Genomic DNA, 15,010 nt, shown 5'->3' on the forward strand with positions numbered 1-15,010 from the left:
GTTGAGTACAACCCGCCTATCAAAAGAGATTGCTAAAGACAATGATGTCCTACGGCATGCGACGCTTCGCCTGGAAGACGCCGGCAACCTTGATTCAATCGATCCGGTCGTCAGCATGCTCATTCGCGGCGATCTGCTGCCACGTCCGTTAACGCGGGTGTGACCTCCGTGCGGCTATTCTGGAAGGCAGTGTTTTTCGATGTCAGTTGCAGCGAATGCTGCGGCTCGCCGCCACGCCTCATCCGTATCGCCGCGGTAAGTTAGGAAACGATCGCAGGTGGGCTTATTGCTGGTCAAATCGAACACTGCGAATTTCACGTTACCGACCAGCGTGCTCAATTTATGGACTTCCCCAATCAGCATGTAATTTGCACCGGCGGTCTTCGCTTGGCTGGAAAGTGCCTCCAATCCGGCGGTTCTTGCCGTGCATTTGCCGGTCTCGCAGGTCACCGGGACGACATTCATCCTTTTGCTGGCGGAAAGGCCTTCCTGCAGCATAATCCCCATCGCTTCCAGCCGCCTTGCGTGTTCAGCACTAAGGTCCCTGACTTCCCCCGATGTATCCCTGAAATCGAAATTGGTGATCGCCAAAGTTATCGGCACTGCGGTGTCAGCGAAACCGGACGATGCACTTCCAATGGCACCGGCAAGCACCATGAAGAGCCCGCCATACGCAGGAAAGCGGCACGACCTTCGCACAGCTTGGCGTCGCACTCTCAGCATCTTCTCCTCCTCGTTGCGAGGATAGCAGCCGGGATGGTAACGGCCAATAGGCAAACTTTCTTGCAGAGGTCGCCTGGCGAGAAGCGCTATCGCAGCATGCGCCGATATTGAATGAAACCCGATCTTTCGGCGATGCGGTCATAAAGCAGCATTGCGTCGGTATTCGTTTCGTGCGTCAACCAGTAGACCCGGGAGCAGCCTGCGGCCTCAGCCGTTTCGTAAACATGCTCGATCAATTTGCGCCCGACACCCTTGCCCCTTAGCTCCGGTAAGACAAATAGATCCTGCAGGTAACAGTAGTCGCCGATGGTCCAGCACGATCGATGACGGATCTGGTGAACCATGCCGACGGCCCTCTCGCCTTCCCATGCCAACGCGCCATAGACCGGCTCATCCGGGTCGAGGAGCCGTTGCCAGGTCACGTTGGTGACCTCCTCGGCGATATCGACATGATAGAATTCCTGGTAGCCCTTCCACAGGGGTTGCCAGTCAGACTTATCTGCCCCAGTCAAAGGACTGATACGAATATCTTCGTTGCCCATTATGGCTCTCCGCCTGTTCCCGCCACGGCACGGTTTCCGTCCTGGGGTACCCGGGTTTCCGACAATGATCAACCGGGCCCCTGTCGCCGTTCTCATCGAGGAGATGGAGATATTGCGCCGGGAAGGCAACATTTACTGTCGGCCCTGCGTCCAGGACTCCGCTATCGAGGCTGGAAGGCCCTGAAGGGCAGACTATGCAGGGTCAGGCGCAGGATGATGCGTTCACTGCAATGCAAATCTGAACAGAGCTCTACCAGCTTCAACTGCGGGCTCTTGCGTTTAGGCGGGTGAACCTTTGCACGGCAAGACCGCCTAGACGTCAAACATCACCATCTGACCGCCCGCTTGCGGGCTCGTACCGCGCTTCCCTACGTTTCGGTGATGAATATTGACAATATGTGCTACGCTCTCCAAATTAGGAAGAACGAAAGGACATGCCGATGGCATCGGGAAGCATTCATGTGAAGGTGAGCGGTCAACTGCAGGCGCATATTCAGCAGCAGATTGGTGAGGATGGCCTCTATGAAAATGCCAGCGAGTATATTCGTGCCTTGATCCGTCACGATCTGCAGACCCGTGCTGAAGCATGGGAAGAATTGCAAAAGGAAGTTGCCCCCGCTATGCGCGCCGACGATAGCGAATTCGTCACCGTTACGGCCGAGGATGTAATCCGCCGAAACCAGCGCCGCTAATAGTATGGTTGCGTATCGGTTTTTTCCCCGAGCAGATGACGCTCAGGACAAGATTTGGCGCGACACCGTTGAGACATGGGGCGAGAAGCAGGCCATAACCTATATCATTGGCTTGCACGCTCATTTACAGCAGTTGTGCGATGACAAGGCGATATGGCGAAAGCTCCCGCAGAAGCTTGCGGTTCCCGCTGATATCAAACGCGAAGCCTATTTTAGCCGCTACGAGCGGCATTACCTGTTTTTCCGAGAATTGGATAATGGCGATCTCGGTGTGATGAGCATTCTGCATGAGCGGATGGACTTGCCGGTGCGTCTCCGGGAAGATTTAGCGGCGTTGTCAGGGAAAGCTCCGAGCTCCAAGACATAGGACTGCCCATCGGATGCCGAAAGGATAATCACGGCACGATTCTTCACGCAGCGTCTTTCCGGTGTACCTGCGTCTTTGATGAAAATCAGCCGGCTCTGTCGCCGTTCTCGTCGAAGACATGGAGATACTGTGCAGGGAAGGCAACATTGACTGTTGGCCCGGCGCTGAGTGCTGCGCGGTCGAGGGTGAAGACCTTGAAGGGCAGGCCATGCAGGCTGAGGTGCAGGATGATGCCGAAGCCGGTCGGTTCCACCAGTTCGACATTCGCCGTCATTCCACTGCCGTTTGCAGACATCGTCACATGTTCCGGCCGGATGCCGAGCGTCACCTTTGCGCCTTCCGCCAGATCGACGGGCTTGGAAAGCGCAACGATGGTTCCGTCCTTCAGCCGGACGTTGCCTGCCTCGTAGGTGGCATCGAGAAAATTCATGCCGGGCGAGCCGATGAAGCCGGCAACGAAGAGATTGGCGGGGCGGTCGTATAGCTCCAGGGGACTGCCGACCTGCTGCACCACCCCGCCATGCATGGCGACGATCCGGTCCGCCAAAGTCATCGCCTCGATCTGATCGTGCGTCACGTAAATCGAGGTCGCCTTGAGGTCGCCATGCAGTTTCTTGATTTCGGCGCGCATCTGCTCGCGCAGCCTTGCATCGAGGTTCGACAGCGGTTCGTCGAAGAGGAAGGCCTTGGGCTGGCGAACGATGGCGCGGCCCATGGCGACGCGCTGGCGCTGGCCTCCGGAGAGCGCCTTCGGCCGCCGTTCCAGCAACGGATCGAGCCCGAGCTTTGACGCCGCATTGCCGACAGCGCTGGCGATCTTCTCCTTGGCGGTCTTGCGCAGACGCAGGCTGTAACTCATGTTTCCGGTCACGCTCATATGCGGGTAGAGCGCATAGGACTGGAAAACCATGGCGATGTCGCGGTCCTTCGGCGCCAGCTCATTGACCCGGTTTCCGGCAATCCGGATCTCGCCGGCCGTCACCTCTTCCAGCCCCGCGATCATTCGGAGCAGCGTGGATTTGCCGCAGCCGGACGGGCCGACCAGCACGACGAATTCACCATCCCTGATGGTGAGATCGACGCCGTGCAGAACCGGCACCTTGCCGTAGGACTTGCGGATGTTCTGGATATCGATGGATGCCATTTGTCTAACCCTTGACCGCGCCGGCCGTCAGGCCCTGGACGAGATAGCGTTGGATGAGCAGGAAGAAGAGGCAGGCCGGGATGAGCGCCATGATGCCGGCCGCCATCATCTGTCCGAAATCCACCGAGAATTTCGAAACGAAAGTGAGAAGTCCGACCGGAAAGGTCGCTGCATCATTGCCGGAGATCAGCATCAGCGCAAAAAGCAGCTCACTCCAGGCCGCCGTGAAGACGAAGCCGAGGGTCGCGGCGATCCCGGGCAGCGTCAACGGCAGAATGATCTGGCGAAAGGCGGTGAATTGCGTCGCGCCGTCGATCATCGCCGCTTCCTCGAGATCCTTCGGAATGCCGTCGAAGAAGGACTGCATGAGGAAGGTGGCGAAGGGCACGTTGAAGGCAGTGTAGACGATGACAAGGCCGGTCAGGCTGTTGGTCAGGCCGAGGGGCGACAGGATCTTGAAGATCGGCGCCACCAGCATGACGAGCGGAAACATCTGCGTCAGCAGCATCAGCGCCACGATCCAGTATTTTGCCTTGAAGCGGAAGCGCGACAGGGCGTAGCCGGAGAGCGAGGCGCAGATCGTCACCGTGATCGCCGTTGACCCGGACACGATCAAACTGTTGCGGAAGAAGGTCGGGAAGGCGCTGTGCTGCAGCACGAAGGCATAGTGCTCGAAGGTCGAGCGCGACGGCCACATGCGCACACCCTCGGTATAGAGCAGGTCGTTCGGGGTCACCGAGACCTTCAACAGCCAGAAGAGCGGGAAGAGCGCAAAGACGATGTAGCAGAGAATTGCCAGGCGATGCGCGATGGTCGGAGCTAAGGATCGTCTCATGGTCTCAATCCTTGTTCAGCAGGGTCTGCCGCAGCAGGATGATCAGCATGGAATAGGCAAGCAGAAGGATCAGCAGCACCAGGGCGATCGCCGAGGCATAGCCGAAATCGAGCCGCTTGAAGGCCTGTGTGAAGATGTAGCTTGCGACGATCTGCGTCCGGTCGGCCGGCCCGCCTCCGGTCATGACGACGATGAGGTCGGCGAAGTTGGAAATCCAGACGGTGCGCAGCAGGATGGTGATGGCGATGGTCGGGGCAAGGAAGGGCAGGGTGATCGACCAGAAGCGCTGGAACCAGCCCGCGCCATCGATAGAGGCGGCCTCATAGAGGTCGCGCGGGATCGCCTGCAGGGCGGCAAGCAGCGTGATCGCGAAAAAGGGAATGCCCCACCAGACATTTGCGACGATCGGCCCCCACATCGCATATTGCGGATCGGAGAGGACATTGCCGGGCTCGCTCATCAGCCCGAGCGCGAAGAGCCAGTGCGGGATCGGCCCGATAACCGGGTTGAACAGCCATGCCCAGTTGAGACCGGCAAGGAAGGAGGGTACGGCCCAGGGCAGGAAGACCAGCGCCTGCACTACGCCACGGCCCCAGAACGGCTTGTCGAGCAGCAGCGCCAGGATGAGACCGAACATGAACTGGAAGAAGACGGATGCGCCGGTCCACCACAGCGTATTCCTGAGCGCGCCGTAGAAGGCCTGGTCCTTGGCGAGATCGCGAAAATGCTCAAGTCCGACGAAGCCGCCCGAAAAGGGATTGAGCAGCTGGATGTCGCGGAACGCATAGGAGATGCCGAGCACCAGCGGTACCAGCATCACCGCCATGATCAGGATGAGGGAAGGAGCGCTGTAGAGATAGGGCTCCGAGGCATCGGCGATGCGCTTCAGCCACGGCCTGCGGTCGTGACGGATTTCGAGCGTATCGGCGGAAATGGTCATTATGCAACAGTTCCCATTCGCGGCGCTTTCCGCGCCGTCCGTGTCGTTTGGAAAAAGGCGGCGGTAATCCGCCGCCTCGAAATTCACACGCTCACTTCTTGGCGAGGTGCTTCTGCTGCGCCTTTGTGAGGTAATCGGCCCACTGGTCCGCCAGTTCCTTCGGCGAGATATCGCCAAGGAGCGCCTGCTGCGAGGTCTTGATTGCCATCGAATCCTTGAAGAAGGCGAATTCCTCGAGATAGGTCGGCATGACCGTCGGAACCGTGTTCTTGTCGGCCAGTTCCTCGAACCAGCCCTTGAACTGGTCACCCGCGTAGAAGGGATCCTTCTCCGCGGAGCTATAGGCCGGAAGCGCGCCGATGCGCTTGTTCCACTCGATATTGCCTTCCGGCCCTTCGAGGGTGGCGATCAGCTTCCAGGAAAGATCCTTGTTCTGGCTGGTGGTGAACATCGACCAGCCGCCATAGCCAATCGTCGGGAAGGATTTGCCGTCCGGGCCCTTCGGCAGGGGAGTAACGCCGAAGTCCTCCTTCTTCATGCGCTCGGCGATCGCGATGAGCGCATCCGGGTCCTGGTCAAGGAAGGCGCAGGTGCCGCTGTAGAAGCCGGCCACGACTTCATTGAAGCCCCAGTTGACGCTGTCCTTCGGCGCATAGCCCTTCTTGTAGAGATCGACCATCCATTCGATGCCCTTGGCCCAGCCTTCGCTGTTCATGGTCGAGGTGCCGTCATCGTTGAAGTATTTGTTGTTGCCCGCCATCGAGGCAGCAAAGATCATCCAGCCGTTAAGGCCGCCCGGTCCGCCGCGCATGCAGTAGCCGTATTTGCCCGGCAGCTTGGAAATCTTTTCGGACGCCGCGACGAATTCGTCCATCGTCTTCGGCGGTTCGGCAACACCGGCTTCCGAAAGCAGCTTCTTGTTGTAGAACATGGCGCGCAGATAGAAGCCGTAGGGCAGCATATAGGCCGTGTTGTTGACGTCGCGGCCGAGCTCGAGCGCGCGCGGCGTCAGTTCCTTGGTGTGCTCCCATTTTTCGAGATAGGGCTCAAGGCTTTCGAGCATGCCGTTATTGGCGTAGAGCGAGAGCCACGTGTCCGGCATTTCCATGACATCAGGTATCTCGCCGGCGGACACCATGGTCGCGAACTTCTGGAAGGCTTCGTTCCAGGGCAGCGAGATGATTTCCACCTTCGTTCCCGGATTGGCGGCCTCGAACTTGCCGACGATCGATTTCAGCGTTTCGGTCCGCTCCGGGCTGGTGATGACCTCGACCAGCTTCAGCGTGGTGTCGGCAAGGGCCGTGCCCGCCATCATGGTGGCGAAGAGCGCTGCAGTTATCAGTCTTTTCATGCTCAGTTCCCCTTTTTTAGGTTCTCTCATCGGTTAGGACTATGAGGTGGCGGCGATCGCTTCCTCCAGATCACTCCACAGGGCCTCGGTTCCTTCGAGGCCGACATGGAGGCGTACGGACCGCGGATGAATGCCGAAGGCATGCGCGGAATTCGGCTGCGCTTTCTGCTGAAGCACGACCTCGCCCGGTACGATCAGGCTTTCATGGCCACCCCAGCTTACTCCCAGTTTGAAAAGCTTGAGGTGGTTTGCGAAGGCGCGGACATCAACGCCTTCGCGGAAGATGAACGAAAAGAGGCCAGACGTGCCGTTCAGCCCCGTGGGCAAACGATTGGCGAGCCCCGGATGGCAGACAGTCTCGACGATATCGAGCTCTTGCAGGCGGCGGGCGATCGCCAGTGCCGAGGCCTCGTGCGCCTTCATCCGGATCGGCAGCGTCCTGAGCCCGCGGATCAGCAGCCAGGCATCGAAGGGGGACAGCTTGCCGCCGAGATAAGGATAGGCTTCCGCCTTGATGCGCGCGATCATGTCCTTCGAGCCGGCAACGACGCCGGCAACGACGTCGCTGTGGCCGCCAAGATATTTCGAGGCCGAATGCAGAACGAGATCGACGCCAAGCGTCAGCGGCCGCTGGAAGAAGGGGCTCGCCCAGCTGTTGTCGATCATGGTGACGATGCCTTGCGCCTTGGCGAGCGCGGCCAATGCGCCGACATCATGCGCCTCCATCACCCAGCTCGTCGGGCTTTCCATGTAGAAGAGCTTCGCACCGGGCAGGGCTTTCGCCACCGCCTCCTCGTCGCGGCCGTCGACATAGGTTACTTCGACTTTCATCCGCTTCAGGATCGTTCCGAACAGACGGAAGGCATCGGGATAGACATGCTTGACCGCAACGATGCGGTCCCCTGGTTCGACGAAGCTCAGGACCGCAGACGAGATCGCCGCCATGCCGCTTGCAAAGCCCAAAGCATCCTCGGCACCTTCAAGCTTTGCCAGCATCTCCTCGAACATGCGCACGGTCGGGTTCAGCCCGCGCGTATAGATCGGCCGAACTTTCTCGCCGCGATAGGAGGCGATCATGTCGTCGTAATCGGTGAAGGTGAAAAGCGAGGTCTGCACGATCGGCGGCACGACCGCCTCGAAGGCATTGCCTTCATCATGGGCGACGATGAGTGAAGCAAGATCGAACGGTTCTGCGCCGTTGCTCATTTGGACATTTCCTTGATGTCTTCCTCGACGACGTCGAGAATTTTCAATGTTTCGGCGCGCGCCGCCTCCGGGTCCCGGGCGGCGATCGCGTTGAAAAGCGTGCGATGAAAGGGAAAGGACCGGCGGGCAAAATCCTGCCTGTCGAAGGGATGCATCCAGAAGCGCTCGAAGGCCTCGCGCATCTGTCCGAGAAGCTGGCGAAACAGCGGATTATGGGTGGCGTCGTAGACGGCAAGATGGAAAGCAAGGTCTTCCGGCCCGGAAGTCCCCTTCGCGAGATGCACACGCTCCATCTCGTTCAGCTTTTCCTCGATCGTGACGAGGTCCTTCGCCGTTCGCTTCCTGGCCGCGACCATACCAGCTTCCGCCTCGATGCCCCGCCGCACTTCCAGGGTCTGCAGCAGCGCGTCGCGCAGATGCATGGTGTCGAGGGACAAAGGCATATGGATGGTCGCCTTCGAGACTGGCTTCAGCAGATAGGTGCCGCTGCCCTTTCGCGCCTCGATGACGCCGAGCGCCTGGAAATGGCGGATTGCCTCGCGGATCGTGGAACGGCCGACGGCGAGCGCCGACATCAATTCGCGCTCCGCCGGCAGGCGGTCGCCCGCCTGAAGCTTCGCATCCTCGATATAATTCGCGAGCGCGTCGGTCACCTGACGCGCACGGTCGATCGCCGGGAGCGGCTGGATCAACGGCCTGTCGCTTGTTACCCTCATGGTTCCCCATTTTCTTATTCAGGCAGTCGACCTTCAAATTGGTCTGACATCTTAGCATTTCGCAACGAAGGGGATGCGTCAAGATAGAAGTGCGATAAATAGATTCTCCGCAAATGCTCAGCTGATCGAATGGAAGGGGTGGTGCGCAAATGATGGGATTTCGACCTTTTTGGCGAAATGAATGCGGGAAACGTGTATTTGCGGATGGCAACGCGCAGACTGTTCGAGCTTTGGTTTTGGGGCGCTTTCTAGTATTGAGCCATTCGATAGCCGCGACTGCGGCATAGGCCGAGACGGAGCAAAGCCAATTGATGGCCAAAGATAACCCGGAAATGGCCGCCCTTTTTAAGGCGGTAGCCGAAAGCCCAAAGCGCGACAACAGCGTATATCACAAGGCAATGGCCGAGGCTCGCCATGCTTTCGAAACTGCCGAGCTAGCCTTGGGTCGAACTTTTCGGGTACAGACCAAAACCAAAATGAAGCGCAACGGCGATTACGTCGTGAAATGGACTTTCAAGCGGCTAGGGTAAGTGACGAGCGTGTTCATGCCGACGATCAGAGCCCTGTGATGGGTTTGGCATAAAGCGGCGCGTTCGAGCGCTTCCAGCGCTATGACCTGAGATTCCCCGGCGGCTGAAGGATGCGGCTCAGCGCTCCGCAGCCAGTGCTTCACGGATTCGTTCCGGTCCACCGGTCATTCGCCGGGCAAATGGCCGGTCGGGATCGACAACACGCCAAAAGGGAGCGCTGCCGTCCTGGCTGATGCGCACCAGGTGCCGCTGCATGGTCACCGGGCAGCACGCATCGGCTCCGTATTTTGCCGCGAGTGCACGCCTTAGCTCCGCCAGGTCCGACAAATGGCCGGGCTGCGCTGCCCGCAGCTCGTCAACGACCATCCTTTCGCTTGGGATCAGCATGCTCTGCGTCTGGCTTTTGCCTTTGCGCCGCGTCTTGATGACCGGAACGTCCTCCATGACTCACCTCTCAAAATGGCGTCTAAGAAACATACCCCTCAGCTCAGGTTCCTGCGCCGCTCCAGTTCTGCCTCCGTCGGCTGTTCGAATTCGAACGAGCCGGTGACGATCTCGCCCGCGCGGACATATTTGTTGGTCGTTACGCCGGAGCCGGAGACCCGCGAACTCATAAGTTTCAGCGCGCCCGGCAAAGCGCCGTCGCCGAACAATTTCTTGCCCTTGCCGAGCACGACCGGAAAGAATGAGATATGGAGTTCATCGACCAGGTCGGCTTTGAAGAGCGTCTGCAGAAGGACGGTCGATCCCTGGGTCAAAAGATCCGGCCCCTCTCCGCTTTTCAGCGTCTTGAGTGCACCAACCACGTCGGCCCCCAGCGTCTGACTGTTCTGCCAGCTGAGCTTGAAGTCCGGATTGCGGGTCGCGACATATTTGGTGATGCGGTCGAACAGCGGACCGATCGGATCATTGGCATCTACATAGGGCCAATGCGCAGCGAAAATGTCATAGGTCTTGCGGCCGAGCAGAAGGTCGAACGGCTTGGCGAACATCTCGCCCACAGCCTCTCCCATCGCTTCGTCAAAATAAGGGGCAGCCCAGCCGCCATACTTGAAGCCACCGATCGGGTCTTCGTCCGGGCCGCCAGGGGCCTGCATGACGCCGTCGAGACTGACGAATGCACCTGTGATGATTTTTCTCATGTCTGCTCTCCGTGGTCGAGCCCTCGTGGCCCATCTACATGTCAAGGACGTCTGACCACGGCCCGCGCCGACAACCGCCAGGAAATTTCATCTCGTGATTCGTCAGCCCGGCCCCCAAGGCGGGCGGCGGGTTCATCACAACTTCAATCAGTTGCCTCCGGCGGAGCGGATCGACGTAGGCGCAGATAATTTGCCTACCCCGTCGCGCTTTTATCCTCAGAGGGCGGAAGCCCTCTGCAATCATGATCTTGGAGCTCTTCCGCCGATCCGAGGTTGAGATTCAGGAGATTGCGCCTTGTTGCCAGGAGAATGAAATCACCGGACTGCGATATGGTCATGGCAAGGCTGAATTTGCCCATGTCCTCGCCTGCGCCCGCAATTCCGTCCGACAGCAGTTTGAATGGCCCGAATTCATGTAGCTCCTGTGCCGTCGTGGGACGAATCCAGTAGTCATGGCCGAGAACACCACCGGCGACAGGTTTCCAGAACGGAGGATTATTCTGGTCGACGGCATCGATTCTCTTTCTGACGGTGTCGAGGACGCACGACATATGGACGTGGAGCCAGTCCTGCGTACGACCGTATTCGGAATTGATTGCGAGGATGATCCTGCTGTCCGGTATGGAGCGGCCGAAGCTCGCAGAGAGGATACCTCGCTGCTGCCATGCCAATTCGAAATAGTTCGGAGTCTGATCATTGAGAAGAGCTGGGCTTCGAAGTTGGCGATGATCTTGTCCAGTGCGGCGCCGGACGATTTGTTGAAGCTGTGCCAGAATTTAACCGTCGTCTCCGCCTGAGCGGAGCCAACCGCCGCAAATAGGACGAGCGTGCTTGCCGCAACCATGGTTTGCAATTTCCGTGACATGTCGTTTTCCCTCTGCAAAAAAAATTGCACTGTGCTTTGGCGAGGTTTAGCGTCACGTCGAGACAGTTTCTTGAAGGCTGTGCGAACTTTTGATGACGGAGGAGTGAGGTGTTGTCTTGAGCACCCCTAGGTACCCGGGCCGCATCAAGCTTGCCTCATCCGCCCGGTGGAGAACATTGGCTCGCTAGGCTTCTTCGTGATCGCCCATGAGCGTTATTTGCTGGCGGTGGCCAAGGATGACGTCCGTCGGAGGGATGAAGTGGGGACTGCGGTCAGAAGATCATCGCCTTTTCCCGGCAGAATCTCTCCTACACAGAGCGCTACTTCGCCAAGACTGTCTACGGACGCAGGCCGTCGCTGTCTGATTGGGCTCTCCAGGAGGCTTGGCCTCGACTTTGTTCCGGAATGGACGCGGGAGCTTCCGAAGCGCGGCTTCGAGCTCAAGAAAGTGAGGGGAGTGGGCTACGCCAATGGAAGGTCTGTTTTCCCAAAGTCACGCCCCTTGAAGAGAATTGGACTACGGTGGTGGGCAGCACAAGCGTAGGAAAGACAATCTCCAAAATTAAGGCCCGCGGGATGCCGCCCTTTCCCGAAACTGGCAAAGGCATCGACGGCAAGGCGGGCGACCTCGTCACTGGTTGGAAGCACGGTGATTTTTGCGTGTAGCAAAAAAGTGTCGAACAGCTCGGTTGCGGTGCTGATTTCCACGCCAAGTTTCTTCGTAAGGTTCATACATGCTTCCAGCCGAACATGGGCACCGGTGATTACATGGTCCGCTGCCCCTATTTTTTCGACAAATGCTTCCGATTCGGGCTCCAGGTTTAGTATGGCAATGATGGCTGACGTATCGACAAACATCAGCGATCCCACAAGGTGTCGCGCGCGTCCGGTGCGTTTACCTCCGGTGGGTTAACCGCCTTCGCCTTGGCTTTGGCTACCATTTCACGCACATGCGTCATCAAGGGAATTGTCTCGTCCGCCCGTTCGATTTCGTGTTGCAATGCGAGTTTGATGGCGGCAGTCATAGTTCCAGCACCGCATTTCTTCATAACGGTCTGGGCGAGAGTGCGAACTTCCTCATCGCGAATCGTGATCATTCCAAAAAGCTCCGTACTGACAAGCTATATATATACATATATACGGTCACTGTATAGATTAGCGGTTAGATCGCGTGTTGTCCGGGAATGAAAGATTTATGACTGCCCAGGAATCTCGATTAGGTAGCAATCATGAATGGCGGCAGGAAACCTTGGTTGTTGTGCGCCGCCGATCCCGCAAGGGGTCAGGTTATATGCCGGGTGCAGAACGCCCATCGCATGAGCTTTCAATCTGATAGCTGGAAGGCTAGTCGCACCTAAACCTTTGTACGATACAGCCGCCGAACACTGCTCGCTATAGTCCTCGTCATACAGCCGCTGTCAGCTTCAAAAGGCCAGCAATCGTGCGTGGCCGACCAATATACGCAACATCCGGGAAAGGATCTCGCTATGAGATTTGAGGATCCCAATTCACGCGAGGACGCCAGTCTCTCGACCAGATTCCCATTGCTTGTGATCGGCACTACCATGGCCGTTCTCATACTCTATCTTGTCATCGGTGAAAGTCTGAGGTCGGAGCCAAAGGTTCAGGCGCGGGTGTTCGTGCAGCCTGCAGTCGAGACGCTTGCGTTGAGCGAGTAACAGGCAAATAGCGGTCGCAGTGCATCCAATCGGACGCGCGCTCTATGCCGCCATTTCCTTTTGCGCGACCTGTTCCGCCGCATATCGGCGGGCTTCGCCATCCGCAGCAAAGACATCGTCCATTGTCGCGGCCGTACCGACCGCGATCATGCGATCCATGACCGCTTCGGCAATCGTCGCCATGTCGAGGAAGCCGATGCGGCCGTCGACGAATGCCTGGAAGGCGATTTCCTCGGCCGCGTTCATCACCGCGCCCTGCAGGCCGCCGCGTTGAAGCGCGGTGCGGGCAAGACGCAGGGCGGGGAAACGGGTTTCATCCGGAGCTTCGAAATCGAGCCGGGCGAGCTTGGCGAAATCCAGCCGCTCGACGTTTATGCGCGAACGGGCCGGATAGGTCAGCGCATAGGCGATCGCGGTCCTCATATCGGGGCAGCCGAGCTGCGCCAGAATGGACCCGTCCGCATAGCCGACCATTGAATGGATGATCGATTGCGGGTGAACGATGACCTCGATCTGACCTGGGCTGACATCAAACAGATGCTTCGCCTCGATCATTTCCAGCGCCTTGTTGAACATCGAGGCGCTGCCGATGGAGATCTTCAGGCCCATCGACCAGTTGGGATGGGCACGGGCGATTGCGGCCGTCACGCTGGCCATCTGTTCGCGCGTCCAGGTGCGGAACGGCCCACCAGAAGCGGTCAGGATGATGCGCTCGACGGCGTGACGCTGGTCGTCTTCAAGCGCCTGGAAAATGGCGCTGTGCTCGCTGTCGACGGGGATCAGCTTTCCGCCGCCTTCGGCCACGGCACGTACGAAGAGGTCGCCGGCCGAGACGAGGCATTCCTTGTTGGCAAGCGCAATATCGGCACCGCGATGGGCCGCAGCCAAAGTGGGAGCCAGTCCTGCCGTGCCGACGATCGCCGCCATGACCCAATCCGATTCGATCGTCGCAGCCTCGATCAGCGCCTGTCGGCCGGCTGCAACCGCAATGCCGGTCCCCGCGAGCGCGTCCTTCAATGTTTGATATTGCCCATCATCCGAGGTCACGGCCAGGGCCGCGCCGCAACTCAGCGCCTGGCGCGCCAGCAATTCAACATTGCCATGTCCGGTGACGGCGGCAATCTCGAAGGCCTCCCGGCCTCCAAGCTGGGCAATCACATCGAGTGTGCTTTGACCGATAGAGCCGGTCGAACCCAAGATCGTCAACCGTCGCTTATTGCTGCCGGTTTTCATTCAATAACCCGGATATTCGCTTGCATGGCTCGTCTCTACAGGGGATTGGAAGGGGCGGCAAGTGTGCGGTGCAGCAGATTTCTTGAGCCGAGGGGTTTACAAGCCGGGCATGGAATGTGATCATACTAACAGTCTTTGAGACTGCTGAACCGCAGCGGGTTGTCCACTTCCCGTATTGGATCGGTTCAGGGCGCATAGCGCAACCGGCAATTCGCCAATAGCCTCAGGCTCGGCAAAAAATTGACATTCTGGATATGGGGCTTCTAGGGCCTCAGCGCGCTCGACTGAGCGCATCTACAAATCAACATGCCGGGAATCGGCGCATTGTCTCAGTTGTTCAAATCGATCGGATTTCTATGACGAAACGCATACGATTTCTTCTGATGGTATTCATTGCTTTCTCGATGGGTATGGCGTCCGCGCAGGCTGATAGCCTCGTGATATGGAATCCCGTCAAGGTCGCGCCGCAGACTTACAAGACGACGATAGGCTTCCGCCTGCCGTTAGCCTGGGAGACGAGCGCCGGCGCGGATTTCGGTCTCGGTTCGAACAAGGGTGCAATCCTGCCCGATTCACAGCAGGCAATGCTCTGGGGCAAGCTCTTGAAGGAAAATATCACGCCCGCCAGCCGCTTCGTGCAGGAAGTCTCGGTCCAGGTCGATACCCTGCGCGGCACGGGAGCACTGCTGCTCAGCCGATCGCGTGGCTGGATATTGTCCGATTCCTTCGACATGGAAACATCCCGTTCGCTCAATATCGACTATGACGCCACGGGCGCCCAGCAGGCGTCCGTTAATGCTTCGCAGGCCGTCAAGCTGATCTATCCCTGGACGGGGACTTCCCTCTCTGCCCAGGGAACGATTGCCGATGCCAGCGGCGATGTAACGACCACTCTCGGCTTCAATCAGGCGATCCTGTCCAATCTCAATTTCAGCGCGTCGCTGACGGAGCCGCTTTCGGCGCAGCCGACAGGTGACGTCCGGCTGAACTACCAGGTCAAATGGTAAACGAGTTTATCCGGTCCCGCTGAAACCAAGCCGCCCCA

At 58.5% G+C, this 15,010-nt stretch carries 19 protein-coding genes; 5 read left to right on the forward strand and 14 right to left on the reverse strand.

Going from position 1 to position 15,010, the window contains the following annotated elements; genetic code table 11:
* Window positions 1–174: 174 nt before the first annotated feature.
* Window positions 175–657: a DUF2380 domain-containing protein gene (locus AAE029_RS02035; protein WP_371071117.1), complete on the reverse strand. Its 483-nt coding sequence runs from the start codon at window positions 655–657 to the stop codon at window positions 175–177.
* A 152-nt stretch (window positions 658–809) separates the two neighbouring features.
* On the reverse strand, window positions 810–1,265 hold the full coding sequence (locus AAE029_RS02040; protein WP_371071118.1) for a GNAT family N-acetyltransferase: 456 nt from the start codon (window positions 1,263–1,265) through the stop codon (window positions 810–812).
* A gap of 440 nt (window positions 1,266–1,705) precedes the next feature.
* On the opposite strand from AAE029_RS02040, the gene AAE029_RS02045 reads away from it, so the two are divergent.
* Both AAE029_RS02045 and AAE029_RS02050 read left to right on the forward strand, forming a co-directional pair.
* Entirely contained in the window at window positions 1,706–1,957 is a 252-nt protein-coding gene (locus AAE029_RS02045; RefSeq protein WP_371071119.1) for a type II toxin-antitoxin system ParD family antitoxin, read from the forward strand.
* A gap of 4 nt (window positions 1,958–1,961) precedes the next feature.
* A complete protein-coding gene (locus AAE029_RS02050) occupies window positions 1,962–2,324 on the forward strand; it encodes a type II toxin-antitoxin system RelE/ParE family toxin (RefSeq protein WP_371071120.1) in 363 nt (120 codons plus the stop codon).
* Window positions 2,325–2,409: 85 nt separating this feature from the next.
* Here AAE029_RS02050 and AAE029_RS02055 read toward each other — a convergent pair whose 3' ends face one another.
* The 6 genes from AAE029_RS02055 to AAE029_RS02080 form a co-directional block, all read right to left on the reverse strand.
* Window positions 2,410–3,468: an ABC transporter ATP-binding protein gene (locus AAE029_RS02055; protein ID WP_371071121.1), complete on the reverse strand. Its 1,059-nt coding sequence runs from the start codon at window positions 3,466–3,468 to the stop codon at window positions 2,410–2,412.
* A 4-nt stretch (window positions 3,469–3,472) separates the two neighbouring features.
* On the reverse strand, window positions 3,473–4,303 hold the full coding sequence (locus tag AAE029_RS02060; protein WP_371071122.1) for a carbohydrate ABC transporter permease: 831 nt from the start codon (window positions 4,301–4,303) through the stop codon (window positions 3,473–3,475).
* Window positions 4,304–4,307: 4 nt separating this feature from the next.
* Window positions 4,308–5,243, reverse strand: a complete 936-nt coding sequence (locus AAE029_RS02065; protein ID WP_371071123.1) for a carbohydrate ABC transporter permease — start codon at window positions 5,241–5,243, stop codon at window positions 4,308–4,310.
* Between the two features lie 91 nt (window positions 5,244–5,334).
* Window positions 5,335–6,594 (reverse strand): sugar ABC transporter substrate-binding protein, encoded by a 1,260-nt coding sequence (locus tag AAE029_RS02070; RefSeq protein ID WP_371071124.1) that lies wholly within the window; start codon window positions 6,592–6,594, stop codon window positions 5,335–5,337.
* Window positions 6,595–6,633: 39 nt separating this feature from the next.
* Complete coding sequence (locus tag AAE029_RS02075; RefSeq protein ID WP_371071125.1) at window positions 6,634–7,800, reverse strand: PLP-dependent transferase; 1,167 nt, start codon at window positions 7,798–7,800, stop codon at window positions 6,634–6,636.
* Window positions 7,797–8,516 (reverse strand): FadR/GntR family transcriptional regulator, encoded by a 720-nt coding sequence (locus AAE029_RS02080; protein WP_371071126.1) that lies wholly within the window; start codon window positions 8,514–8,516, stop codon window positions 7,797–7,799. Before AAE029_RS02080 ends, AAE029_RS02075 begins: the two co-directional genes overlap by 4 nt.
* 311 nt (window positions 8,517–8,827) lie before the next feature.
* Between AAE029_RS02080 and AAE029_RS02085 the strand changes: the two genes are divergently transcribed.
* A complete protein-coding gene (locus AAE029_RS02085) occupies window positions 8,828–9,046 on the forward strand; it encodes a hypothetical protein (RefSeq protein WP_371071127.1) in 219 nt (72 codons plus the stop codon).
* 117 nt (window positions 9,047–9,163) lie between these two features.
* Here the strand turns inward: AAE029_RS02085 and AAE029_RS02090 are convergent, their stop codons facing one another.
* The 5 genes from AAE029_RS02090 to AAE029_RS02110 form a co-directional block, all read right to left on the reverse strand.
* Window positions 9,164–9,490: a hypothetical protein gene (locus AAE029_RS02090; protein WP_371071128.1), complete on the reverse strand. Its 327-nt coding sequence runs from the start codon at window positions 9,488–9,490 to the stop codon at window positions 9,164–9,166.
* 38 nt (window positions 9,491–9,528) lie between these two features.
* Window positions 9,529–10,188 (reverse strand): dihydrofolate reductase family protein, encoded by a 660-nt coding sequence (locus tag AAE029_RS02095; RefSeq protein ID WP_371071129.1) that lies wholly within the window; start codon window positions 10,186–10,188, stop codon window positions 9,529–9,531.
* A gap of 194 nt (window positions 10,189–10,382) precedes the next feature.
* Window positions 10,383–10,859 (reverse strand): CDP-diacylglycerol diphosphatase, encoded by a 477-nt coding sequence (locus AAE029_RS02100; protein ID WP_371071130.1) that lies wholly within the window; start codon window positions 10,857–10,859, stop codon window positions 10,383–10,385.
* Between the two features lie 656 nt (window positions 10,860–11,515).
* Window positions 11,516–11,911 (reverse strand): type II toxin-antitoxin system VapC family toxin, encoded by a 396-nt coding sequence (locus AAE029_RS02105; protein WP_371071131.1) that lies wholly within the window; start codon window positions 11,909–11,911, stop codon window positions 11,516–11,518.
* A complete protein-coding gene (locus AAE029_RS02110) occupies window positions 11,911–12,150 on the reverse strand; it encodes a type II toxin-antitoxin system VapB family antitoxin (protein ID WP_371071132.1) in 240 nt (79 codons plus the stop codon). Before AAE029_RS02110 ends, AAE029_RS02105 begins: the two co-directional genes overlap by 1 nt.
* Before the next feature lie 390 nt (window positions 12,151–12,540).
* On the opposite strand from AAE029_RS02110, the gene AAE029_RS02115 reads away from it, so the two are divergent.
* Complete coding sequence (locus AAE029_RS02115) at window positions 12,541–12,732, forward strand: hypothetical protein (RefSeq protein WP_371071133.1); 192 nt, start codon at window positions 12,541–12,543, stop codon at window positions 12,730–12,732.
* Between the two features lie 42 nt (window positions 12,733–12,774).
* On the opposite strand, the gene dxr is transcribed toward AAE029_RS02115, so the two are convergent.
* Entirely contained in the window at window positions 12,775–13,965 is a 1,191-nt protein-coding gene (gene dxr / locus AAE029_RS02120; RefSeq protein WP_371071134.1) for a 1-deoxy-D-xylulose-5-phosphate reductoisomerase, read from the reverse strand.
* 383 nt (window positions 13,966–14,348) lie between these two features.
* Here dxr and AAE029_RS02125 point away from each other — a divergent pair, with 383 nt between their 5' ends.
* A complete protein-coding gene (locus AAE029_RS02125; RefSeq protein ID WP_371071135.1) occupies window positions 14,349–14,972 on the forward strand; it encodes a hypothetical protein in 624 nt (207 codons plus the stop codon).
* Window positions 14,973–15,010 lie beyond the last annotated feature (38 nt).

Source organism: Sinorhizobium sp. CB7 (assembly GCF_041357635.1).
In the GTDB taxonomy this organism is placed as follows: Bacteria; Pseudomonadota; Alphaproteobacteria; order Rhizobiales; family Rhizobiaceae; genus Rhizobium.